Here is a 24,658-nt window from a genome sequence, read left to right as displayed (position 1 = left end):
TTAATTTTTATGTTGATAGACCATCAAGGCTTCTTTGAGAAGCTTTCTAGCAATATGAATTCTATTTTTCACAGTTCCAATCGGGATTTGTAGTCTATCTGCAATTTCGTGGTATTTGAATCCTCGGTAATGCATCATAAAAGGTGTTTTATAGGCATCATCCAATTTTTCGATAGCCTCATGAGCATCGTCCATGGTGAAGTTTTCAAATACACCATTTTCAATCTGCACTGAGCTAGAGTTGATATAATGTAGATTATCAGTAGTATCTACGAAAGTTCCTCTTCTCACCATTCTTTGGTAGTTGGTGATAAAAGTATTTTTCATGATAGTATAGAGCCAAGCTTTTAGGTTGGTTCCTTCTGTGAATTTGTCTTTGTTGGTAAAAGCTTTAACCATTGTGTCCTGAATCAGGTCATTTGCATCGTCGATGTCACGAGTGAGCTTCAATGCAAAAGGCTTCAGGGAGCTGGAGAGCTTATTAAGCGAATAGCTGAATTCTAGAGTTGTCATGGTAGCCCTGATTTTTGTTTAATCAAAATTAGGAAAGATTAAACAAACTCAAAGAGTTTTGTTGAATTTTTTTTTCCTTTTCTTAAACAAAAATTATCAAAGGTCAAAAAAGCCCCTTTTTCAACTCCAATAAATGGAAGAGTGGAAAAAGGGGCTTAGCCAATAAGGCTGGAACAACTAAGTATTGGGAATTCTATTTTTCCTGAGGAACCGATTCGATTTCCTCCAAGAGGCCATGAATGTCTCGGATGTAGTTCAGCTGCTGAACATTAGAGGCAAAAGAAAATTCTTGGCTCAGCACCTGGTGACCAGTTACCAAGATTTTTGAATAGGAAAAACGATCTGCAATGGAATTGACATAAGATTCTACCTCCTCCAAAATAGGAGCTGTGGTAAGAACAGTCAAAATGTAGTCAGGCTTGTGCACCTGACATACGTAATTCAAATCTTCAGTAGGGGTGCTTTGTCCCAAGTAGAGAACCTTGTGACCTTTGGACTTGATCAGATAATAGGCAAACAGAAGAGAAATTTCGTGCAATTCTCCATCTGGAAGGTATAGCAAAAACTTCTTCCCGGTCGATTTTGTCGTTTGGCTATCAATTGCAACGATCATTTTTTGTCTGACCAAATTGGAAATGAAATGCTCTTGGCCTGGATTGATCGCGCCAGTTTGCCACAAAACGCCAATCTTTCCCATGAATGGATAAATAATATTGAGCATCGTTTGCTCAAAGCCAAGTTTTTTGATGTTGGAATTGAGAATTTTTTCAAATCTCTCCTCGTCCATTTCGATCATGCTCAAGGTAAGTGCATGAATCTGATCATTGTAGGCAAAAGATCTTTCAGACAGCTTCATCACTTCCTCACGAAGTGTGACATCATCCATGGAAGCTATCTTACTTATTTTATATCCATTGTCATTCAACAATGCGACATTGAGAATCAGCCTTAAGTCACTGTCATCGTAGTAGCGGATGTTGGTATCTGTCCTTTTAGGAGACAGCAGATTATACCGCTGTTCCCATATCCTAAGGGTATGGGCCTTGATTCCTGACAGTTGCTCTAAATCTTTAATCGAGTAGTTGCTCACTTTTCTCCGTCTTTAAAATATCTCCTTGGTACTACAAACAAGCCGAAGGATACAGCATCGTCCTTCTGATTGGTTTTATGATGTGCCTGATGGGCTTTAAATATTCCTTTTAAGAAAAAGCTTTTCGGCCTGTCAAACCATTTTAATCTTCTATGCACCAAAACATCATGAAGAAAAAAGTACAACATGCCGTAAATGCTAATCCCTGTTCCTATCCAAAACCTGTAATCTAATCCTTCTATTCCCAGAAATAATAAGGTTACTGCGATTCCACCAAATAGAACTGAAAAAAGGTCGTTCAGTTCAAAAAAGGATTTGGAAGGCTGGTGATGGGTTTTGTGGATCATCCACAGCGGGCCGTGCATGAGGTATTTATGAATAAACCAACCGGAAAATTCCATAAGTGCAAAACCGAGAATTGTAAATCCAATTGCCTTTACCATTGTTCCAATAAGCAGAATAGGTGAATTGAAGTGATAAGTGTTTTTAAGACTATTTTGTTATCAAAATTGGAATATTTCTATCAAAAGCCTTGCTAGATATCCAAGGTAAAGTTGAGCAAGGTGAAGAAAATGATCCAAGTAATCAATAAAAACAAAGCTATGGGGTTGGACTTTTCAAAGTTGGCTTTTCTCCAGATCAAATGAATTAAGAAAGCTACTCCAAACCAACTGATGTAATTACTCCATGGGATTTCGTCCCATTTCCAAGCCCAGAAATCAAGATAAACAGCCACGGGCTCTAAAATATAGTCCAGGGCAGTCATGGCTGAAGCACCCAAGAAAGCCGCATACCAATCGTTCGGAACTTTATGAAAAACTGATCCGGTCAAATAGCTAAGGATAAACCAATTGACCCCAATTACAATTGGGACTTCCCAGAGTTTTGGTCCTAAAACAGGTCCGTAGACATAATCACCATAAAGGTATCCGGTATGAATTCCAATTAACTCGCTTCCGAATCCGAGCCAAAAGGCCGCTGCAGCAAAAATTGGAAATGCATCATTCCATCCTTTATGAAAAAACAAAATAAGAAATAGAGAAAGTAAAAGTTGAGCGGGTGTGAGATCCTGGAAAAGGGGTCTAAATTCTTCGAAACTCAGTCCAAACAAGCCCACCAAATGAATAGCAACGATAATTATTTTGCCGATTAAAGCCCTCGAAAATTTAGGTTCTCCATTGCTAGGAACTACTTTATGCATATTTAAAGGAATAGAAGGAGATTCATTTAGGGATTTCTAACTTTGTCTCACTTAGTATTGTTGGCAAAAAAAGTAAATAAAACCCAATTCACTTCCCATGATTCTATATAATATTACCATAAACGTTACTCCTGATATTGAGGAGGATTTTATTTCCTGGATGAAAAGCATCCATATTCCTGAAGTTTTGGAGACTGGAATATTCCATGACCATAAATTTTTTAGACTCCTTCATGATTCAGAAGATGGGTCTACCAATTATTGTATTCAATACTTTACTGAGAGTATCGAAAAAATGATGGAATATGAGAAAAGACATGCAGTACTGCTAAGGTCAAAAACTCAAGAAAGGTATAAGGATAAAGCAGTAGCTTTTCGGACACTTTTAGAGACCATTTGATATGTCTAAAATTGTCAAATTACTAATCAGCCTGGCACTTCCTCAACTTGCTGGAGGATTAGGAGCAATTTTTACCATTACTTCAGTTCAATCTTGGTATTTAACCATCAATCGTCCGAGCTGGAATCCTCCTAATTGGCTTTTCGGACCCGTTTGGACTCTCCTTTATATTTTAATGGGGATTGCCTGCTATTTGATTTGGAAAAGTGAGCATCCTCAGAAAAAGCAGTTGTTGACACTTTATTTTATCCAGTTAGTTTTAAATGCACTTTGGTCTCCAGCTTTTTTTGGAATGGAGAGTCCAATTTTGGGATTGGTAGTCATCATTCCCCTTTGGGTGATGATTTTACTTTGCATTTTCCAATTCAGGAAAGTCAATAAATGGGCGTCAATCCTGATGGTTCCCTACCTATTCTGGGTCTCTTTTGCCACGGCATTGAATTTTGCCATTTGGTATTTGAACTAAAAAAAGCCAGCCCAATTTCTTGAGCTGGCTTTTCTTTTATTGAATCAAGATTATTCTTTTACAGAAGTTGTCACCTTTGGTGCTGGCTTGGTCCAGGGGCTTACATCCAATTTTCTTGGATTAGGAAGGACTTCATCCAAGGTATTTCCATCATACACTCTACCATCTTTTACCACATGGGTGATAGTATTTGTATTTCTGATGTTTTCCAATGGGTTTTTATCCATGATTACCAAATCAGCCAACTTCCCAGGTTCAATGCTTCCAAGTTCTTTATCCAAACCAAGGGCTTCAGCTCCAAGAATGGTAGCCACTTTTAGGGCATCTAAATTTTCCATGCCACCACTTGCCACAGACCAAAGTTCCCAATGGTAACCAAGACCCTGAAGCTGTCCGTGAGAACCCACTCCTGCCAATCCACCTTGCTTCACAACGGCATTTACTCCCTGTGCATGCTTTTGGAAGACATGATCTTCAGGAGCAAACCATCCACCCAATCCTCCAACTCTTCTTCTGGCCTTTGAATTCATTTCTTCGTAAGGGGTGAATCGGTTCAATTTTGGATCGTGCAATGGGCTTTCGGTAGTGTAATAAAAGTTTTCAGCCCAAGGACCGCCATAAGCCACCAATAGGGTAGGCGTATAAGCCATTTTACTTTGTGCAACTGTTTTGGTCACGTCACTGTACAATGGGAAGATCGGAATAGAATGCTCATGTCCTGGATATCCGTCAAATAGTTGGGTCATATTAAGTTTGAAATCCAAACCACCTTCTGTAGTAGGCATCAATTGCTGCTCTTTGGCAGCCATGATTACCCATTGACGATGCTGACGGTTGCCCACCAAATACATCTTGATGTATTGGGTATTGAAATACTTGCTGTATTGCTTCAGTACATTTTTGGTCTGTTCGAGAGATTTCAGATTATACATCCAATAGCCCACACCAGGTCCTGTAGAATAGACCCGAGGTCCAGGGACCATTCCCGCTTCAACCATGTCTCCATAAGTCAACACATCTGTCGTTGCTGTCTGTGGATCTCTGGTAGTGGTAACTCCATAAGCTAGGTTTGCCGCATAGATCCAGACAGAGTTTTTGTGCAATCCCCAGGTTGGCCACATGTGCGCATGGGTATCAATGAATCCAGGAGTAATCGTTTTACCAGAGGCATCAATGACTTTTGCTGATCCCGCATCCAGAGTTCCGGTTTTTCCTACGGCTTTGATTCGGTTATTCTCAATCAGAATGTCTCCATTCTCTATTACTTCAGCCCCTTTCATGGTTACGATTCTGGCATTCTTCAAAAGAATACTTCCTTTAGGCGTATCCTTGGCAAAGAATACTTTCACCTGGTGTTCAGCAGGCTTGTAGGTTTCTTTTTCTTTGAGCTGTGCTTTATAAGTACTATCCGCTTTGAATTTTTCCTTATCGGTTTTGAAAAGAGAATCAATTCGTTTCTTATCCGCTTTAGCAAGGGAGTCCGCTAGCTTAACTGCATCTTCGCCTCTTGCCTTCAAAGCAGCAACACTATCTGCATCCGCCAAGGTTTTGCTCTTTTTAGCGGTTTTTACGGAGTCTTCAATAAATTCCGCTCTTTCTATGTCATATACCCAATGTCCATTTCCCAAAGACCAATGAACTTTTTTCCCATTAGCTTCCCAAGCTGGCCACTCTCCACCAATTTCAGTAAGTTGTCTGGAAGGGAAAGCGCTGGAATTAGGATCAGCCACATTGATGCTTGGTGTTTTCCCGGCTGTTGGAATTGTGATTACATAAACGTTATTATTGACTTGTGCCAAAGCCTTATTTCCTTCAGGAGCCATAAGAATTGTGCTGGCACTCGCTGGTCGCATTTGAGGTTCACGTGCATTGGATCCCTCAGGAAGCATGCAATAGTTTACCGCATCTGCATTTGAAATCGGCTTGCCCATAACATACCGAACATCAGAACCGCTATGTTCGTGATCATCGTGCGGATCTGCAGCGGAACCAAATGGAGTAATTCCGGAGATTTTGGCCAATTCCTTAGGATCAGTTCCATCCCATTTTACACTCATCAAAGTTCCACCAGGACTATTGAGGTAAATTCTGGCAGTATCTTTAGTGAAATGCGCATTTCCATAATTTCCGGCCTTAAGGATTTTTCTTGCAGGACCTCCATTTGCAGGAATCCAAATCAATTCCGCCTCTGAGCCATCCACACCCGGTCCTTCCGATTCAAACATTACTCGATTTGGCCCTTTGAAGACTACAATTCTATTATTTGGTCCCCAAACTGGTCCCGAATACAAAGCGGATTCAGAAGATATTTTGGTAATCGCGCCATTTCCTGAAAGGTTAGCTTTGAAAATGCTACCTCCATTTTTCTCTTCCCAAGTCACAAATACCAACTGGGTTCCGTCTGGACTCCAGGAAGGCATGGCTTCAGTAAACTCGTTTTTGGTCACTCTTCTTGGATTTCCATTTGGATAATCCATCACATAAAGTCTATTCAAAGCTGTGAAAGCCAATTTTTTTCCATCAGGAGAAGGAACTGCATCTCTGATTTGAGTGGCGGCTTTGTGGGTAGTATCCTTGATTTCGTAATTGAAGTACAAGCGTGGTCCCATTGCCAATTTGACATCTGCTTCAAATGGGATTTCAGTAGCAGCACTGCCGTCTACAGGCAATTTCCAAAGTTTACCACCATAGGATGCAATGACAAACTTGCTGTCAGGAGTAAATGCCATGGCAGGTAAAACTCCCTGAGGAGCGATGGATTCCTGCTCATCTCGCTGAACTGGATAGGCTAGCCATTTTTCATCTCCAGTTTTTAGATTTCTGATTACCAAACCAGTCTTATCTTCCCATCTGGAGCCATAAACCATCCAGTTGCCATCTTTACTTAAAGTTGGAGTAAAGGCCGAACCGTATCTTGATGTTATGCTCGTGATTTCTCCTTTATCAAAATCATAGGTTCCGATTTGGTACTGAGGAAGCATGGCGTTGTAATTCCAAGAACCAGTTCTCCAAGAAAAATATACCTGCTTGCCATCCGGACTGACAAATGGGTCAATAGTTTTCATGGTAGCAGGGTTTTCATTAAGCTGAATACCTCCGCCGCCATCTTTGTGATACATCCAAAGTTTAGTGATTCTTCTTCCTTTTGCTACCACGATATAATCTCCATCCGGCGTCCAATGAGCTCCGGGGACGTCCCCGTTTTTGTCTTTGGTAATTTGAACAGTGTCTTTTTTGACCAGATCTATGTACCAAAGATTGTCATTCCCAGCTCTGTCTGAGGTGAAGAGGATTTTTTCCCCATCAGGAGAAAATCTAGGATGGGTTTCATAAGCTATCCCTGTAGTGATTGGAGTAGCTTTTCCCCCTTCCATAGGAATCGTATAAATATCACCCATCAAATCAAAGGCGATGGTTTTTCCATCTGGACTAACGTCCACACTCATCCAGGTTCCCTCAGAAGTTGTGAATTTCACCTCCCTCTCAGGCTTCAATGGAAGATCTTTGAATTTTGGATAGTCTAGGGAGTCTTTTTTGACGCTGTCCTGAATGTGGATTTCCTTATTGGTTTCGAGAGGCAAAAAGGAAGATTTTGGCACTAAGGCAGCCATACTTACTGAAGCTCCCAAGGCTACCAGTAAGGCCGGTTGGGTTAGTTTTTTCATAGGTTACTTTTTTCTGTAAAAGGGCAAAAGAATTCTGGAATCGGTGATTAGCTTTTCTAAAGGCCTGACCTTTAGTGATACTCAATTTTATTTAGGGGAATGAATCTACTATTTCGCGGCTTTATTCAAAAATAAATGAAGGTGAGTTGGTAAAATAGATCGTTATCGGACATTGAAGTTCATTCTTGGTTCCCTATTTCTACTTGAATTAAAGAGTCCAATTCTGCCATGGCGGGTAGGATGGATTCTATCCTGGATTTAGAAACGAAGGTATTGCTTTTGTTTACCTGGAGTAGTTGTAAAAAATCTGGCGAATAAATGATCTTGGGATCCACTGCAACTCTCTGGATTATCTTATTCCTATTTCTTGTGACGATGGTCCTCTGGGTTAATTTTTCAATTAATTCCTCTTCAAGGGAATTGGACTCTTCAAGCTTATCTAGGATTTTCTCAGTCCTAGGAATTAAAAACTCATAAAGATCTTCCATTTTGTTTCGAATGGAATCATTAGAAATTTTGTCTAATCCACCTGATTTGATTGATCCATAGGCTCCTGCATTGTATTGAAATAGGATTTCATACCGCATGTTTTGGAAATGTCTGCTTAGCGAATCCAGATTTTCTGATCCCGTCTCACGCATTTCCAATAGAAGGTTCACAGAATTTTCTTTTTGATCCAACCTGGAGATCAAAGAGCCTAAATACTTTTTATCCTTTTTCAGGGTATTCGAGAGCTCGTTGAGCATTTTAAGCTCATATCGCTTTTGCTTTTTGTTTTCGTTCCAATTATTGATTTGCAAGGCTATCAATATCCCAATCACGACCAAAAAAATCTCACCAATTGCATAAATCAGATATTGGGAGAATCTTCCATTCCCCAAAAAATTTCTTCTCAATTTCCTTAATAAGGATAGCATGAAGTTTAGGAAAGAATTTCAATCACCTTAACCGGTTGTGCTTTGTTTTTAAAATTCATCTCTCCCACCACCTTTACATTGAATTCAGAATCTAAAATTGAGGCACACTTTTCTAATAATAGGATTTGGGATGCATTAGCGGCATTTTGAAGTCTGGAGGCTACGTTCACTACGTCCCCAATTACTGTATAATCCAAGCGCTTGAGGGATTTTGAACCGATATTTCCGGAAACCATTTCTCCTGAATTTATACCAATTGAGACTTGAGGTTTAAAATGGGTCTTTTCGGAATATTCCGGAATAGCTTCCATTTTATCCCGAATCGCCAAACCAGTTTTTACGGCTCGCTCCAAATGTCTTGGCCCTTGGAAAACCGCCATTACCGCATCTCCGATAAACTTATCCACACTTCCTTTTTCCTCAATGATTTCCTTCACCATTAAGTCAAAATATTCATTCAAGAGCCCAACAACAGTATTCGGGTCTTCATTTTCCGAAATCTTGGTGAATCCAACCAAATCGATAAAAGCCACCGTCGCCTCAATGGTTTCATTTTCCATTAAAGCACTTTCGATTTCTTTTCCCCCCATGAAATTGAGGACTGTTTCATCCACATACATTCTGAGGATATTATTTTCCCGCATTGCCTGAAGGGTAGATTTCAGTTGGGTGATGTAACCCAAGGTCTTTTCCATCGTGATTTCCAAATCTTGGAAATCAACAGGCTTAGTGACAAAGTCAAATGCGCCAAGGTTCATTGCCTTTCGGATATTCTCCATATCCCCGTAGGCAGAAATTATGATAGTCTTTAGAAGTGGATTTTTTTCTTTGGTATTAGAAAGCAAAGTCAAACCATCCATGACCGGCATATTGATATCACTCAAGATCATATCCACATCAGGATGATCCTTGAGTAAGTCAAGGGCCTGCTGACCATTGAGTGCAAAAATCATCTCATACTCACCTGATCGGATTTTCTGCCTGTATTTTTGTCTAAAAAGGATTTCTAAATCTTCCTCGTCGTCTACCACCAGGATCTTTGCCATAAAATCAGTTTAATTTTTTGGTAAGCAGTTCTGCAATCTCATGCTTTAGAGAGTCAAAATCCACAGGTTTGGTAAAAAATCCCTTGGCTCCCGACTTGATTGCTTTGTTGTAATTTTCTTTATCCCCGTAGGCAGAAATCATACTGACTTCAATTTTAGGATATCTGGCTTTGATATTTTCCAAAAGTTCCAGTCCGCTCATGCCGGGCATATTGATGTCAGAAAAAACATAAACCACGTCCGGAGAACCAGCTTCCCCTAACTTTCTCAAAGCCTCTTCCCCAGAAAAGGCAAATTCTACCTCAAGTAATTTGCTCTTGATTTCTTTCCGGAATTTTTGAACAAAAAGGATCTCGACATCCTGCTCGTCATCTACAATCATGATTTTCATAGCATAAAAATTTAAGCTTTGGGTAATAAAATTTTGAATCTCGTGAATTCACCGACTTTCGATTCTATTTCTAAGGTGCCTCCGTGGGATTTTACGATATCATGAGTGATACTCAATCCCAATCCAGTCCCGTCAGTCCCTTTTTTGGTGGTAAAAAAAGGCATCAATAGCTTATCTCGAATTTCTTCAGGTACTCCGGGTCCATTGTCTTCGATCTCCAATAAAACTTTGTCCTTCAAGTCCTTGGTTCTGAACTCTAATTTAGCTTTATATTCTGAACTTACCGCATTTATTTTGTCGCGCATAGCATCAAAAGCGTTTTTGGTCAAATTCAGAATGACTCGGCTAAAGTCCTCAGCGTTAAGATTTATTGGTGGAATTTTCTGGTCCAAATTCAGCACAATTTCCACATTGATCGGGTTGGGATTAGCTCTCATACCGTGGAAGGCCAAGTTTGAATATTCACCAATCAGGGAGTTTAAATCGGTCTCTTTGTATTCTCCTTTTTCTCCTCTTGAGTGAAGCAGCATGGACTTCACGATTTTATCCGCACGAGTTCCATGATGCCTAATTTTCTTCATGTTGGACTTCACATCTTCCAAAAGATCCAGCATGTTTTCCATATCCAATTTTTCAGGATCTTTCTTCAGTTCACTTTCTATTTCAACCAAAAAATCCTCGCTGAGCTCGGAGAAATTGTTGATGAAGTTGAGAGGGTTTTTGATTTCATGGGCAATTCCAGCGGTCAATTGTCCAAGGGAAGCTAGCTTTTCCTGTTGGACTAGCTGATCTTGGGTTGATTTCAGATGATTCAGTGCTTCTTGAAGTTCCTCCTTTTGACTTAGAATCTCTGAAGTTCTCTCTTGAACTAGCCTCTCAAGTTCTTGTTTTCTTTCTTGTGCTAGAAAGAGTTGTCGTTCTTTTTCCTTTGAAATTAACCGTTCAATCTGAAGGGATTTCATCTCCTTTCGATGGTTAAGCCACATGGTTACCGCCCAGATAATTGCAAAAAATCCTGCGGCAGTAAGGTAGTTTTCAAACTTGTCAAAATATTGGGGCAGGAAAGTCTCCAATAAAAATCTGACCACATAGACTACGACTATGGGCAGCGGCGTAACTGCCAAATTTTTCTGTTTCTCTAATTCTGGAGAATTGATTATCAAAAAGATAATTCCTCCGACTAAAAGAAGGGACAGAAAATCAAAAAGTAATTTTGGAGGAAGTTCCGACACACCGGTTACAAACAGGGCGCCAGAGGCAATCATCCCCCATTTGAAATATCTTTTCAACTCTGGGGAAAATGATTCCCCCCCAAAGAATTTCTTTAGGTAGTAGAGAAGAAAAAATGAAATAATGTTAACCAGAATCATTTTGGGTTAGAATTTAAACCTGAATAATAACTGTTTAATAAGAATTTATTGAGAAAGAATTTGGTGAATTTCCTTTCTTAAGGCCTCAAAATCAACGGGTTTTGTAAAAAAACCGCTTGCTCCTGACTCCATCGCCTTGTTGTAGTTTTCTGAATCTCCATAAGCTGAAATCATGCTGATGGTGATCTGTGGGAATCGCTCCTTTGCCTTGGCCAGCATTTCCAGTCCACTCATACCAGGCATATTGATATCCGAAAAAACATACATGACTTTGGGAGGATTTTCACTTCCTAAAACATCAAGTGCTTCTTGGCCTGAAAAGGCAAAAACCAATTCCAATCCTTCATTTCTTATCTCTTTTCTAAATTTTTGGCGGAATAAATCCTCAATATCCCGCTCATCATCTACGAATAAAATTTTCATAGTTTAAAAGGTTTTGTGTTAAGACTTGGCAATCGAAATACTGAATTTGGTCCATTCTCCTACTTTCGTGGTGATTTCCAGTGCTCCATTATGCGCTTTAATAATGTCATGGGTAATACTCAAGCCCAGACCTGTTCCTTCTGTTCCCTTCTTAGTGGTAAAGAATGGCATCAGAAGCTTATCCATGATTTCATCTGGTACCCCCGGTCCGTTGTCCTCCACTTCTAAGAGAATGGAGTTTTCAAAGTTTTTGGTCCGGACGGTTAGTTTGGGCTTATAATCCTGACCGACTTTATCCAGTTTGTCGCGCATGGCATCAAAGGCGTTTTTGGTCAGATTCAAGATTACCCGGCTAAAGTCCTCCGAATTAAGAGGGATCTTAGGCAGTTGGTCATCGAGATCAAGAACAATATCCACATTTATTGGATTCTTATTTGCCCTCATGCCATGGAAAGACAGATTCACATATTCCCGAATAACTTCATTTAGGTCTGCTGGCTCCATAGTGCCAGTGCCCCCTCGGGAATGCATAAGCATAGACTTGACGATATTGTCTGCCCTTCCCCCATGGTGTCGGATTTTTTCCAAATTGATTCGGATATCTCCCAAAAGGTCCTGAATATTTTCCACCTCATCCGAAGGCTCCAATTTTTCGAGTTCTTCCTCAATTTCACCCAAAAACTCTAAGCTAAGACCGGAGAAATTGTTGACGAAATTCAAAGGGTTTTTGATTTCATGTGCAATTCCAGCTGTCAATTGACCCAAAGAGGCTAATTTTTCCTGCTGGATCAATTGGGCTTGGGTTGATTTTAGGTTTTCATGGGCAGCCTCCAATTTGGTATAGGCTTTTTCGATTTCCTTTGCCTGTTCCAGTTCTCGCTCACGTGCTTTTTCCTGTTCAGCTTTGATGGCTTTATTTCTCTGATATCTATAGAAGGGATAAATCAGAGACAAGAACAATAAAGTGTAAACCAGATAAGCCCACCAAGTCCTATACCAAGGAGGTAAGACGGTGAAGGAAAAACTAATGGGTTCCGTCCACTCCCCAGCATCCCCTTCGCTTGGGCCAGTAAACCTAGCCTTTACCCAAAAGGTGTAATCTCCTTCATGAATATTACCAAAGGTGGCACTAGTTTTTCTCAAAACAGGACTCCAATCCTGATCATACCCTTCCAGAAAATATTGGTATTCTACCAAAAAGGGTTTGGCCAATTCACTGGAGCCAAAATCAATATTGATATGATTATGTCGGTAGGGTAGAACCAGTCCTTCTGGGATGGGGAAAAACCCTTTGACTCCATCAAACTGAACTCCTTTAAAGCGATCATTGATTCGTTTTCGGTCCTCTTGGTTTAGGACTTTTCCCAGGGAAGAAATTTCTTCAAATTCAACTTTTTTTGGATCGGCATCTGGTATTAGTGAATTCCAAGAAATCACTTCTTCATTGAGCCTTAATTGTCTGAGAAATACCTTGGGCTTGTTTTGATTTCTTACCAATGCTCCATAGTCGAAACGAACCAAGGCGGTCTTGTTACTCCCGGTTCCAGCCCAAAGAATCCCGTTTTGATCCTGAAACATTCCATTTTGTCCGTCTGTAAGGTCTTTGACTGGATAACCGGTATCAGAATTGAAAACCTCAATGTTTTCCAGAGTATTGAAATCCTGATTTTCAGATTTAGGGCCATCAAAAAACGCTATACCGAGGTTGGTTCCCACCGCTACTTTTCCATTATCCATAGGGACAATTTGTAAGATGACCTCATCGGGTAGTCCGTCCTCCGCTGAAAAATTCCTGAATAGCTCAATTACATTGGTATTACCATCTGTGGCAAGGGATTTTACTTTTTGCGGGAGAAAACTGATCCCTCTCTCGGCAGTTCCGATCCAGAGGTTTTCGTATTGATCAAGTTTTACTTGAATAATTGAATTGTCAGCTAAGCCTTGAAGGGTGGTGATTTGCGTGAATTTTTCCCCATCAAAATAGGTGAGTCCACCGTCCACCGCTCCAATCCAAAGTCCCCCATTCTTTTCTGCCTGAATGCTCAGAATTACATATCCGGCGAGACCCTGGTCAGGTGTATAATGGGTGAAAGTTTTCCCATCAAATTTGGCCAGACCATTATCTGTACCGAGCCAAAGGTTTCCGGAAGGGTCTTCTTCAATCGCATAGATTTCATTGAAATGAAGCCCCTGTTCTTCTGTGTAGGAGGTAATGGTTTTCCCATCAAATTGACTAAGTCCTCCTCCCGTACCAAACCAAATGAACCCCTTGCTGTCTTGGATCATGGCATAGACTGCATCACCAGCCATGCCTTGGGATAGTGAATAGGTCGTAAACCCAGTTCCGTCAAATTTGCTAGCCCCTCCTCCGGAAGTTCCAAACCAGATATTTCCTTCCTTATCCTCCATGGAACTCAAGATGATATTGGCTCCAAGTCCCTGGTTGACGGTAAAGCTCGTGAAAGCACTGCCGTCAAAGCGGCTGATTCCTCCTCCGTCAGTACAAAACCAGAGCTTTCCACTCTCGTCCATCACAATATCAAAAACTCCATTGGCAGATAGACCTTGATCTCTAGTATAGCTGGTGAATTTTTTTCCATCATACCTACTGATGCCATGCTCTGTACCAAACCAAAGGTGCTTATTTCGATCTTCTTGAATCGTAAAAACAATGTTATCAGCAAGCCCGTCCTGGACGGAAAAATTTTGAAATGATTTTCCATCAAAACGGCTGATTCCATTGCCAATGGTGCCGATCCAAACAGCCCCATCCGAGGAGAATCCAAAACTTCTAACCCGGTTTCCGGACAATCCATCAGCCTCAGTAAAAGTGGTAAACGTGGAGCCATCAAATTTACTCATGCCTCCTCCGTTGGTTCCGAAATAAAGATTTCCTTGGGAATCTTTTCCGATAGCCACAACAAAGTCATCAGCCAAACCCATGGATTTGGTATAGGACTTAAATTCTTTTCCGTCAAATTTTATAGCTCCCCCGCCTCCAGTGGCCATCCAGATATTCCCTGAATTATCCTCAGTTACTCCAAATATCAAGTCATTCGGTAAGCCATCCTCCAAGGTGTATTTTGTAAAGCTAAAGCCGTCAAAACTGCTTATTCCGGAAAGTGTACCAAACCAAATCAGGCCATTACTATCTTCCCAAATACTTCTGACGGTATTGCCTGCCAACCCCTGAGAGGTGGTAAAGTTGGTAAAACCTGTGCCGTCATATCGGCTGACCCCGCCACCATTTGTTCCAAACCATAAATGGCCCCTGCGATCTAAAATGGCACAATTGACCCCGTCCAGGGCCAGGCCATCATCTGTGGTAAAGGTTTTGAATTGGGATACACCGCCTTCACCCAATAAAAATGAATTGCCCTGGGCATCTTTTATTCGGCTTCCATTTTGGTCTTCCAAAACCAAAAGTTCCTGTTTTTTTGGGGCCAAAAGATCCAAAACAACCTGATCCCCATTTGAATCAAAGTAACTTAATCTTCCCACGTTGCCCACTGGAATTGGTACTATTCTAGGGGAACGAGCATTAGCTAGTTCTACAGAAAAAGGCTTTAAGGAATCTGGAAGATCAGATAAATAAGTAACCTTGGAAGCTTCAAGAAAGGCCCCAGAGCTGCTTTCAGGGGCTTTTTCTCCCTGTTGACATGAAAAAATAACTAAAGAAATCCCGAAATATCGGAGAAGTTGTTTCATGGAATGGCTTCAAACAATTGCTTTGAAAAAACACCACCTAGTTGGGCCCTTTCACAATTTTTTAAAAAGATAGCCATTTTATATAGGATAAAAAATGCTTTTGATATTCAACATTTTTGAAAAAAGTAAGCCGGTTACTTTGCATTTGTAACCGGCTCAATAGAATTAAATTGGTTTCTAGGGGTCTTATTGGCCTACCAAAAAGATGGCGTTGCTTAAAACAAGCTTTCCAGATTCCCAGAATCCTCTGAAAATTGGATTGTCCACGAAATAAACCAGCTGCCCTCTTCCCTGACTTTCAGCGCCGATGGCTAAGGATTGACCCATTTTGGATTTGATTTTGTAGCCAATGTACCCAGTTCTATAGGCATCATTGGATTCGATAATTCCTGCATTTACTCCATCTGTGAGAAAGGCAAATCGATTAGAGTTATTTTTTAGGGTATAGAATTTTCCCCCAGTTCCATAGCCTAGAGGATGGGTTGGATCCATTTTGACTTCATAGATAGCGCCTTCTACTCCTGAAGAAATGTTTATCCGCTCACCTTCAGTATAGGGTTCCAACCGTTCTTTTTTAGCCAATTCCTGAGAAGCTTTTTCTGCAGCTTTTTTCTCCTCCTCTGTATCGAAGGTCTTTAAACCGAATCCTTCCTTGTTGGCAAAAAAGTTCAAAGCCCCATCCATGGCAATCAGTTTTCCACCTGCTTTTACCCAATCCATAAGTTTGGACTGTCCATTTGCATTTAGGCCTGATCCAAAAGTGGAAGGAAGAAGAATTACATCGTATCTGCTTAGGTCATAATTTCCAATCGAACCAGCCTCCAAAGTGCTCAAAGGATAGTTGAGCTCCTTTTCGAAGAAATGCCAAATTTCTCCAAAACTCAAAGAAGAGGTACCTGTACCTCCAATCAATCCAACTCTTGGAGCTTTGATTGTGCGGATATTTGGAGAACCAAAATCCTTCCCTTTGTCCATGTAACCGGTCTGGGTGGTTGCCAAAGTAACACCAAACTTATTAGCGGTTTCGGTTACCTTTTTATCAAAATCACCCACATACTCATTCCCTCCTTTGGTAATGATCAATGATCCGGCGGGAAAGCTTTTTCCCTCGACTTCAAATGGAAATTCAGCATATTTTACTCGGATCTTTTGGTTGAGAAGAGAGGCCAAAAATGCAGCATCTCTTGTTCCCTGCCAATTGACCAAATAAGCCACAGGAGTTGTTCCTGCTACATTTGGAGTGAAAGTTGGTTTTTCGTAAGAGGAAGATGGGTCAAGTCGGGTTTCTAAAGCATAAGCTTGAAGTCCATAGGCATAAGGCATTGACCAGCTGGTTATGTCATAGGTGATTGAGTCATTCAATACAGGATTAGGCTCGAAAAGCACTTGAGCCAAAACAGATTTTGGCTGGTAGGCGCTGACCACAATGTCTTTATCCGAAGTAGTAAAGGCTACTCCAGATTTTCCGCTCTGATATTCATATCCTTTCAGGCCTGATTTTGCTCCGGCTTTTCCATATCGGATTCCATTTTTGTCCAAAAGTTCAAGGAGCTTTGCTACTTGAGCGGGATTGCTTTCTCCTTTGATTACAAAGCTTTTGTATTTGCCTTTGGGATTAGAGGTGTTGGTCTGGTAGTATTTGCTGTATTCTTCTAAAAGTTTTTTGGCATTTTGGCTGGTAACTTCCGCCGCTGACATGGCCGCAGTGTAATGACCCTGTATTCGGTAGCTTAGGGTTACTGTATCGCCAACTGCATTGAATCCGCCACGACCAGCTTGGCCTCCCCCACCTTGTTCGATAGTCATACCAATTGCACCATTATACATTGGATAGGTATCACCATAAGAAGGATAAAGCAAATCGAAACGCTCTTTAGTGAAGTAGAATCGACCCATTTGATCGAAATACTTGGCTGTATTTCTTCCAAAAATATCCTGGAACTCATGCTGCCAAGGAGAAAGTTGCTCATGCAAAGGCTCTGCAGCTGGTGCCATATAAAATGGTTGGTTGATTCCCTGCTCATGGAAATCCAAGTGAAGTTGAGGCATCCACTGTTGATACATTTTCAGACGTTGCTGAGATTCCACCTGTACTTGCCAAGCCCAATCCCGATTGAGGTCAAAAAGATAATGGTTCGCTCTTCCACCTGGCCATGGTTCATTGTGTTCCATAGACTGAAGGTCCGGCTGGAGCGTGGTATTCATTTTCTGATTGTACCACATGGCATATCGATCCCGACCGTCAGGGTTGATACAAGGGTCGATGATGATCACTTGGTTTTTCAGCCATTCCTGAGATTTAGCATTGGCTGGATTGCCTAGTGTATAAAAAGTAGAAATCGCAGCTTCCATACCCACAGATTCATTGCCATGGACATTGAAAGACATCCAGTTGATTGGGATTTCAGTACTTGGATTGCCTTCCATCAGACCTGCTCTCTTGAGATTATCGGTTCGGATTTGCTCCAACTTGGCCATATTTTCCGGGCTGGACAGAATGGCCATGATCAAAGGTCTTTTTTCGTTGGTCTCTCCGTATTGGATGAGTTTGATATTCGGATTTTGGGAAGCTACATATTCAAAGTAGTCCACCATCCGATGGTGAGGAGTAAATCGGTCCCCGGGTTTATAGCCCAAAAACTGTTCTGGAGTTTGGAGCTGCGCCAAAGAAGCAAAGACAGATACTATAGAAAAGGCAATCGAAAGTAAAATCTTTTTCATAGGGTAAGATTGGTTTCGGCGGGAAGTTAATTGGTTTTGTTTTTTTGACTGATACCGAACAGGGAAAAGTTATTACAATCGCTAGTGAATAAAAAAAGGCATCCTTTTGGGATGCCTTGATGTTGTTCCGAATTGAAGCTATTCCACTGCTTTCACTCTCACCACCATACTTCCTTTAGTAGCCTTGGAATAAGGACAAACTTGGTGCGCCGCTTCGACTAATTTTTGTGCTTCTTCAAGAGATTCGGCATGTGGGATTTTTACCTCGATATCAACTTCAAGTCCGTAGCTATCTGGACCATAGTGTCCAAGATGAACAAGTGCTTTGATTTCTGAATCTCTCAAGCTGGTTTTTTTGGCAACTGCTCCCAAAGCTCCTCCAAAACATGAAGCATAGGCTGCTGCAAAAAGCTGCTCAGGATTGGTCTTTTCACCATCTCCTCCAATTTCTTTGGGCATAGAGACTTCAATGTCTATTTTTCCATCGTCAGTTCTGACATGGCCTTTTCTTCCTCCTGTGTTAAAAGCTACAGCAGTGTAGTCTACAATTAACTTTTCCATTTACTCTTTTAGTGTTTTTAGGTTTTTCAAAAGATCATCCACCAAGGGCAATAGTGCTACGTTTTTCTTTTCCCAAAGCGGATTCAATTCCTCTTCCAACTTCAATAGTGCGTCCTTTGTTCGGGATTGAAGTGATTTTCCGGGATAGGTCAGGTGGACTTCCACTGTACGTTCGTCTGTTTCACCTCGTTTTCTCTTGACAAGATTTTGAGATTCAAGCTTTTTAAGCAAAGGGGTCAGTGTTCCAGAATCTAGCTCAAGCTTATGGCCTAATTGGTGAACTAAAAGCCCATCTTCTTCCCAAAGGATAGATAAGACCAAAAATTGTGGATAAGTCAGACCAAATTCATTCAAACTGGATTGAATTTGCTGTATTAGAAGCCTTGAGGTACTATAAAGGCCTTGGGAAAACTGGATAAATGAAAATTCTGAATTTGCCATAAAAAGAAAATAGGATTGAATACAATCTAATGGTTTTAAATCCTAATTTAAAAGTAAATCAGTTCAAATTAATAATATCTTCCGATCATGGGATGATCTACAATCGCTTTTTTCAATGCTAAAGGCTCTATAGTTCCCGGGACTTTGTAGGCAATTTTTCCTCCTGGTTCTATCAAAAGTGTGATCGGTAAACTTCCATCCCAATCCTCGCCCACTACCTTTATTACTTCATATTTATCATTCGTATCCATGAGGTAATTTGGCACAGCAGAGGCTTTGCTTTTTAAGTACTTTAAAGCTTTGTCGAAGGAGTCTGGATTGTCCATGCTGACTGATACGAATCTAAAATCTCTAGCTCCATACATTCGTTGCATGGTGATGAATTCCGGATATTCTATGATGCATGGGCCACACCAAGTTGCCCAAAAGTTGACTAGAAGTAATTGATCCGAATTGTTTTTTAACAAATCAGCCAATCCTGAAGGGGAGAGTTTTTCGAGGGTAACTTCCTTTTTAGCCCACTCCTCATTCATCTTGATAGTGTACTCATTTTTCCAAGCCCATTTGATTGAGCATCCAAAGGCAGGAGTTTGGGCCTGCTCATCGGGAATTTTTTCTCCTTTAAGTGTGGCCTCGATCGCCATCCTTACATCCTCTGCATTGGCAGTTCCGGGTTTTTCTGAGGAATCGATTCTTCCTGAATAAGTCAGTTTTCGCTCTTTGTCAAAGACAAAAACATGAGGGGTGGCTGTTGGGCCATAGGCTGTGGAAAATTCATGCGTATCTCCATCATAGAGATAAGGGAAATTATATCCTTTGTCCGAAGCTCTCAATTTCATGTCTTCATAAAAGTCACTAAGATCCGTGTAGCCCAATTCCTCCGGTAAAATGGCAATCGGACTGTTTGGAGAAATGGCAATGAAGGCAACTGATTTTCCTTTGTAATCATTAACCAAATTGATGAAACGATCCTCATAGGCTTGAGCTGTTGGACAATGGTTGCAAGTGAAATTTACGACCAAGACTTCATTTTCGGCGTAATCTTCCAATTCGTGAAATTGACCATTGATATCTGGTAAATTGAAGGGAGGTGCAGGGTCTCCAATAGCCAATTTGGCAATAGGTTTTTCCGAAACTACCTGAGGATTTGGCACAAAGCCTTCTACCTCATTGGTTTTTATCCCTTCAGAACTTTCTTCACTTTTTCCGCAGGAAATTACCAGTCCAATTGTGGATAAGTAAAGAATTCCCAACACTATTTTCTTCATTTTCTCCTTCATTTCTTTGTGGATAAGTTCTAACTCAACCCAATTTATGTCCTCTTTGGTAGATATAATGCAGTTTAGAATTAGCCTCCCAGTCATTGTGGAAAACTTGAGCAATCGGATCCCAATGAAGGGTTCTTCCCAATTCATTGGTAATATTTCCGATTGTACAAGCTGAACAGGTACTATGCCCAATTTCTACAGGAACTATGGGGTCTTTTCTTTTTCTAATGCAGTCAATGAAGTCTACATGATGTGCCCCAAAAGTGAAATTTTCAGGTTCTTTACCTAGTCCAAGCTCTGGAATAGAGGTGTCGTAATTTCCACGGGAAACCTTAATCCAGCCTTTCTCTCCGATGAATTTTACGGCCTGTCTGCCTTCATCAAACTTAGTTATCCACATTTCTATTCCGTTGGCATAACGGTACTTCAGAGGCTGGTCTCCCGAAGGTGGAATCACTTTTACTGGTCCATTTCTATCCATGCTCAAACCCCATTGAGCCACATCAATCATATGAGCTCCCCAGTCTGTCATCAAACCTCCTCCAGTTTCTTTGTACCATCTCCAGCCTGCCCATGCTTTTTCATTTTGTTCGGGATTTAAAGAAATGCCTGGAGCTAGTTCCTCATTGTAATCCAGGCTTGGAATCGGGCCTAACCATTTTTCCCAATTTAAACCTGAAGGGATAGCCTGGGCGGGTTGATCATAGGGTTTAGGAAATGGATTGTCTCCAACGTGAACCAACACCTGTGAAATCTTTCCCAATTTCCCTCTTTGTGCATGCATCGCAGCAGTTTGAAAATTCACAGCTGCCCTTTGCATAGATCCAACTGCCAAAACAACTCCGTTAGAGCGAACAGCTTTCACCAATTCCTGTCCCTCTTTGATAGTAAAAGTTAAAGGCTTTTCGAGGTAAATATCCTTTTTGGCTTTGCATGCATCAATTGCCATCAAGGCATGCCAGTGATCAGGAGAGGCGATCACAACTGCATCCACTTCAGAATTCTCCAATAATTCTCTGTAATCCTCGTATAGTTTTGGAGCGATATAGGTTTTGCCTGCTTCAGATATATTTTTCTGCACTCTCAGGGCAAATCGCTCTCTTTTTATTGCATAGACATCTGATCCTGCGACGACCTCCACTCCTGGGATTCGCATGAAATTGTTCAATAAACCCATGGATTGTCTTCCCAATCCTATAAAACCTAGGCGTACCCTTTCATGGGCTGTTTGAAAAAGTGGAGTGGCTGCTCCAAATGATAGTCCTGGAATCAATGCGGCCCCAGCAGTGGTCAAAAGGCCTGCACTAAGAAATTTTCTACGAGAAAAGGATGAGTTATTCATAAGTAGGGTTTTGTGCTGTTAATTGAATGGGAAATAAATTACTGTTTTTCTGGATCTAAGGAAAATTACATCCTGCTATTTTGATAAGTATCCTGTACTCTGATTTAAATGGAAATAAGCTGACTTTATTCATGTCTTTGAAAGGAACTCTTTTCGGGGATATTTCCTTTCTTGCCATAGAATTTATCTATCATTATGACCATTCAACAACTGGAGTACTTGATAGCGGTGGATAAACACCGACATTTTGGACATGCGGCAGAATCCTGTTTTGTGACTCAGCCCACTTTGAGTGCGCAATTGAGCAAATTGGAGAAGGAACTTGGAGTCATTCTTTTTGACAGGAGCAAAATGCCTGTGATTCCAACTGAGATTGGAGTTCAAATCATCACTCAAGCCAAAAAAGTTGTTTCTGAAAGCAAGGGGATTTATGAGTTAGTCGCCCAACTCAAAGGAGATATTTCGGGTACAATTAAATTGGGAATCATTCCTACCCTAGCTCCCTATCTGCTTCATTTATTTATCCGGAGATTTTTAGAAAAATATCCCAATGTCAAGTTGGAGGTTCAGGAAATGGTCACTGAAGAGGTGGTCAAAAGACTTAAGAATGATGAGTTGGATCTGGGGATAATCGTAACTCCGCTGGACGAACCCGGGATAGTAGAGAAGCCCATGTTTTATGAGAATTTTTACGCTTACTTTTCAAAAGGCCATGAATTGCTTAGAGAAAAGGAGATCAGGCCGGATCAGATTAAATCAGATGAGCTCTGGATCCTTCAGCAAGGACACTGCTTCCGAGACCAAGTGGTGAGCTATTGTGATCAGACCATGGCTGGTCATAAGAATTTCCATTACGAAAGTGGTTCTTTGGAAGGCTTGAAAAATATGGTCAATCGATACAAAGGAGTTACCCTGCTTCCGGAATTGGCGACCAAGGAACTTTCGGAGGAAGAAAAATCAAGATTGCGACCATTCCAAGGTAAACCTCCAGTTCGGGAAGTCAGCATTATCCTCAACAGAAGCTTTTTGAAGCAAAAATTGGTGGAGTTACTCTACAAAGAGATCACTGATTCCATTCCTCAGGAAATGACTTCCAAAGCGCATGGGAAGATTGTACGGTTTAAATAAATCCGGTTCTTCTAATTTCTGAGGGGTTTTTGTTATTTCTTCTTTAGAATGTACCGATCGGCCAAGTCTCCGCTTATTCGGTTTCCATCTCGGTCTAGGTGCCAAATTTGGTTCTCGCCCACTTTGTACTTTCCCGGATAATTGCCAATTAAGCCTTCCAAACTGACCATTGAGCCTGTTTTATCCCAGCTGAAGTTGCCGGTAAAGATTTCCTCCCGGGCATCATTGAGGCCCAGATAATGTGTCTTAAGATCAAAAGTTCCGTCAGAATTCAATGTAACCCAAGTTTCGATTCCTTCACAGCTCGCACAAGGCAGAACCCCAAAATAGGTTCCGTTCCAGTCTAAAGAAGTTTGGGAGTTATCACCAGAATAAGTAGCACCTGATTTCGAATCAGTGGAATCCGCTGCCGGTTTTTCTAAAACCTTTTCTTCTTCCACTTCGACTAATTCGGTTTTATTCGAAGGAGCTGAACAAGAAAAGACTAACAAAAAGAAAAGGCTAAGAAAGGAAAAAGGCTGAAATCTCATGAATTCTAAAATTGTATTGTCTTCAAATTTAATAACCTAAGCTTAGACACCAAATTGAGTCAAATGGTGATCCAGATGCTTATAAAACTGATTGTTCCATTCTTTGGAAGTCATTTTCCCAAAGGAAAGGGATTCTTTTCCCTCAAAATGATCTCTTCCGAGATTCAAGGTGTGTTCCAAATACTTGATCAATCGGTCTTTTTCCTCTTCAAAATTTTTGCGATCCGGGATAATAAAAGCAGGAGCAGTTCTTAGATTTTTAGCATAGGGCTTTTCATTGACTACGCCATCTTTTACAAATAGCTTCAGCAAAAGCCTCATAAACCCATTTGGTTTGGGATGCTTGTTGGTAAAGGCCATTTCATAGGCTACAGAGCAATGGGCGAGCATTTGGTCAACACTCATTTTGCCCCAGAGGGCAGGAGACTCAGGCTTAAGTTGGTTGATTCGGTCGATCAACTCCTGAGTTACTTTAGGATCAAAGATATCTTTCATAGCGCTTGGGTTAGGGTTGACTTAAAGTTACAATGAAATCATTTGAAAAAAATATTTAAAATAAAATAGTTTATAATGTAAACCTGTTTATATTTGTCCCGTTACAGATCTTAAAAAACTCTAGAAATGGAAAAAGAATTGACAAGTAAAGAGTCCCTAAGTCTGATCACGGAGATGATCAGTAGGGCCAAGAGAGAGGCCGCCGGTGATGGTAGCTTTCAGCTATTGTTATGGGGCTGGGTAATTGCACTATGCAATTTTGGACACTATGTTTTAGCCTGGCAGGGGTATATGTACCCTTACATAGTTTGGGTATTGGTTTTACCAGCAGCAATAATCAGTGGAGTGAAAGGATATCAGGAGCGGAAAAATGCAAAAGTCAAAACGCATTTGGATGACTTTATCTCCCAACTTTGGCTGGCAGTTTTTGTGGGGATGATTACTGTGATTGCATTTATGCCAGTGTTAGAATTCAACCACAACCCAGTCATTTTGATCCTTGCTGCAATAGGAGTGTTTTCCACAGGAGCCATTTTCAAGGTCAACTTTATCAAACTTGGAGGAGTGGTTTTGTTTGTCGGGGCGATTATTGGATTTTTGGTCCCCGTAAGCGAGCAATATTTGGTTGGAGGCGTAGCCATGATTTTAGGCTATTTGGTTCCTGGATATTTATTGAAAAACAAATTCAAAAGCCGTGTTTAAACCATTAGATCCACTTTTACATTCCCAATTGCGACTAGCAATCATGTCTTTGCTGATCAGCTTGGAGGAGGCGGAATTTACTTTTCTCAAAGAAAAAACCGAATCCACAGCAGGCAACCTCAGTGTGCAACTGGACAAACTGGAGAAGGCGGGCTATATCTCTATTGAAAAGTCATTCAAGGGAAAACGTCCTCTTACGACCTGTAAAATCACTTCAGAAGGGATCAAGGCCTTTGAAGAGTATGTGGATAACTTGAAAAATTACATTCAGTAAAAAAAT

23 protein-coding genes are annotated in these 24,658 nt (G+C 40.9%); 5 read left to right on the top strand and 18 right to left on the bottom strand.

The genetic code is table 11. From position 1 onward, the window contains the following. The 4 genes from DFQ04_RS07765 to DFQ04_RS07750 form a co-directional block, all read right to left on the bottom strand. On the bottom strand, window positions 1–513 hold the full coding sequence (locus DFQ04_RS07765; RefSeq protein ID WP_133554488.1) for an RNA polymerase sigma factor: 513 nt from the start codon (window positions 511–513) through the stop codon (window positions 1–3). A gap of 193 nt (window positions 514–706) precedes the next feature. Beyond that, window positions 707–1,603, bottom strand: a complete 897-nt coding sequence (locus DFQ04_RS07760; RefSeq protein WP_133554486.1) for a MerR family transcriptional regulator — start codon at window positions 1,601–1,603, stop codon at window positions 707–709. Next, entirely contained in the window at window positions 1,600–2,046 is a 447-nt protein-coding gene (locus DFQ04_RS07755; protein ID WP_133554484.1) for a sterol desaturase family protein, read from the bottom strand. Before DFQ04_RS07755 ends, DFQ04_RS07760 begins: the two co-directional genes overlap by 4 nt. 92 nt (window positions 2,047–2,138) lie before the next feature. Next, complete coding sequence (locus tag DFQ04_RS07750; protein ID WP_133554482.1) at window positions 2,139–2,804, bottom strand: carotenoid biosynthesis protein; 666 nt, start codon at window positions 2,802–2,804, stop codon at window positions 2,139–2,141. A 97-nt stretch (window positions 2,805–2,901) separates the two neighbouring features. Here DFQ04_RS07750 and DFQ04_RS07745 point away from each other — a divergent pair, with 97 nt between their 5' ends. Both DFQ04_RS07745 and DFQ04_RS07740 read left to right on the top strand, forming a co-directional pair. Further along, window positions 2,902–3,204, top strand: a complete 303-nt coding sequence (locus DFQ04_RS07745) for a DUF4286 family protein (RefSeq protein ID WP_133554480.1) — start codon at window positions 2,902–2,904, stop codon at window positions 3,202–3,204. A gap of 1 nt (window position 3,205) precedes the next feature. Further along, window positions 3,206–3,670: a TspO/MBR family protein gene (locus DFQ04_RS07740; protein ID WP_133554478.1), complete on the top strand. Its 465-nt coding sequence runs from the start codon at window positions 3,206–3,208 to the stop codon at window positions 3,668–3,670. Window positions 3,671–3,720: 50 nt separating this feature from the next. On the opposite strand, the gene DFQ04_RS07735 is transcribed toward DFQ04_RS07740, so the two are convergent. From DFQ04_RS07735 to DFQ04_RS07680, 12 genes are all read right to left on the bottom strand, one after another. Further along, window positions 3,721–7,335, bottom strand: a complete 3,615-nt coding sequence (locus tag DFQ04_RS07735; protein ID WP_133554477.1) for an amidohydrolase family protein — start codon at window positions 7,333–7,335, stop codon at window positions 3,721–3,723. 179 nt (window positions 7,336–7,514) lie between these two features. After that, complete coding sequence (locus tag DFQ04_RS07730; protein ID WP_133554474.1) at window positions 7,515–8,252, bottom strand: DUF6090 family protein; 738 nt, start codon at window positions 8,250–8,252, stop codon at window positions 7,515–7,517. Window positions 8,253–8,257: 5 nt separating this feature from the next. After that, the gene (locus DFQ04_RS07725) at window positions 8,258–9,298 is read right to left on the bottom strand and encodes an adenylate/guanylate cyclase domain-containing protein (protein ID WP_133554472.1); all 1,041 of its coding nucleotides are present in this window, start codon (window positions 9,296–9,298) and stop codon (window positions 8,258–8,260) included. A gap of 4 nt (window positions 9,299–9,302) precedes the next feature. Continuing rightward, window positions 9,303–9,689: a response regulator gene (locus DFQ04_RS07720; RefSeq protein WP_133554469.1), complete on the bottom strand. Its 387-nt coding sequence runs from the start codon at window positions 9,687–9,689 to the stop codon at window positions 9,303–9,305. Between the two features lie 11 nt (window positions 9,690–9,700). After that, entirely contained in the window at window positions 9,701–11,059 is a 1,359-nt protein-coding gene (locus DFQ04_RS07715; protein ID WP_133554467.1) for a sensor histidine kinase, read from the bottom strand. A gap of 45 nt (window positions 11,060–11,104) precedes the next feature. After that, a complete protein-coding gene (locus DFQ04_RS07710; RefSeq protein ID WP_133554465.1) occupies window positions 11,105–11,482 on the bottom strand; it encodes a response regulator in 378 nt (125 codons plus the stop codon). Between the two features lie 18 nt (window positions 11,483–11,500). Further along, on the bottom strand, window positions 11,501–15,190 hold the full coding sequence (locus DFQ04_RS07705) for a sensor histidine kinase (RefSeq protein ID WP_133554463.1): 3,690 nt from the start codon (window positions 15,188–15,190) through the stop codon (window positions 11,501–11,503). A gap of 186 nt (window positions 15,191–15,376) precedes the next feature. Then, window positions 15,377–17,911: a M14 family metallopeptidase gene (locus DFQ04_RS07700; RefSeq protein WP_133554461.1), complete on the bottom strand. Its 2,535-nt coding sequence runs from the start codon at window positions 17,909–17,911 to the stop codon at window positions 15,377–15,379. 138 nt (window positions 17,912–18,049) lie between these two features. Then, window positions 18,050–18,472 carry an organic hydroperoxide resistance protein gene (locus DFQ04_RS07695; RefSeq protein ID WP_133554459.1) on the bottom strand — a complete coding sequence of 141 codons (423 nt, stop codon included), beginning with the start codon at window positions 18,470–18,472 and terminating at the stop codon, window positions 18,050–18,052. Further along, window positions 18,473–18,913: a MarR family winged helix-turn-helix transcriptional regulator gene (locus tag DFQ04_RS07690; RefSeq protein ID WP_133554457.1), complete on the bottom strand. Its 441-nt coding sequence runs from the start codon at window positions 18,911–18,913 to the stop codon at window positions 18,473–18,475. A gap of 68 nt (window positions 18,914–18,981) precedes the next feature. Then, window positions 18,982–20,181 carry a redoxin domain-containing protein gene (locus tag DFQ04_RS07685; RefSeq protein ID WP_133554455.1) on the bottom strand — a complete coding sequence of 400 codons (1,200 nt, stop codon included), beginning with the start codon at window positions 20,179–20,181 and terminating at the stop codon, window positions 18,982–18,984. A gap of 34 nt (window positions 20,182–20,215) precedes the next feature. Beyond that, window positions 20,216–21,523 (bottom strand): Gfo/Idh/MocA family protein, encoded by a 1,308-nt coding sequence (locus tag DFQ04_RS07680; RefSeq protein WP_133554453.1) that lies wholly within the window; start codon window positions 21,521–21,523, stop codon window positions 20,216–20,218. A gap of 195 nt (window positions 21,524–21,718) precedes the next feature. Here DFQ04_RS07680 and DFQ04_RS07675 point away from each other — a divergent pair, with 195 nt between their 5' ends. Beyond that, a complete protein-coding gene (locus DFQ04_RS07675) occupies window positions 21,719–22,651 on the top strand; it encodes a hydrogen peroxide-inducible genes activator (RefSeq protein ID WP_133554451.1) in 933 nt (310 codons plus the stop codon). A gap of 32 nt (window positions 22,652–22,683) precedes the next feature. Here the strand turns inward: DFQ04_RS07675 and DFQ04_RS07670 are convergent, their stop codons facing one another. Continuing rightward, window positions 22,684–23,181: a copper resistance protein NlpE gene (locus tag DFQ04_RS07670; RefSeq protein WP_133554449.1), complete on the bottom strand. Its 498-nt coding sequence runs from the start codon at window positions 23,179–23,181 to the stop codon at window positions 22,684–22,686. A gap of 42 nt (window positions 23,182–23,223) precedes the next feature. Next, window positions 23,224–23,676, bottom strand: a complete 453-nt coding sequence (locus DFQ04_RS07665; RefSeq protein ID WP_133554447.1) for a DUF1569 domain-containing protein — start codon at window positions 23,674–23,676, stop codon at window positions 23,224–23,226. 126 nt (window positions 23,677–23,802) lie between these two features. Between DFQ04_RS07665 and DFQ04_RS07660 the strand changes: the two genes are divergently transcribed. Next, entirely contained in the window at window positions 23,803–24,378 is a 576-nt protein-coding gene (locus tag DFQ04_RS07660) for a hypothetical protein (protein ID WP_133554445.1), read from the top strand. After that, window positions 24,371–24,652, top strand: coding sequence for a winged helix-turn-helix domain-containing protein (locus DFQ04_RS07655; RefSeq protein ID WP_133554443.1), 282 nt, complete (start codon window positions 24,371–24,373; stop codon window positions 24,650–24,652). Before DFQ04_RS07660 ends, DFQ04_RS07655 begins: the two co-directional genes overlap by 8 nt. The last annotated feature ends 6 nt before the right edge of the window (window positions 24,653–24,658 follow it).

Source organism: Algoriphagus boseongensis (assembly GCF_004362805.1).
Lineage (GTDB): Bacteria > Bacteroidota > Bacteroidia > Cytophagales > Cyclobacteriaceae > Algoriphagus > Algoriphagus boseongensis.
The sequence above is the reverse complement of the archived record's forward strand: the minus strand, read 5'-3'. Positions and strand labels throughout refer to the sequence as shown.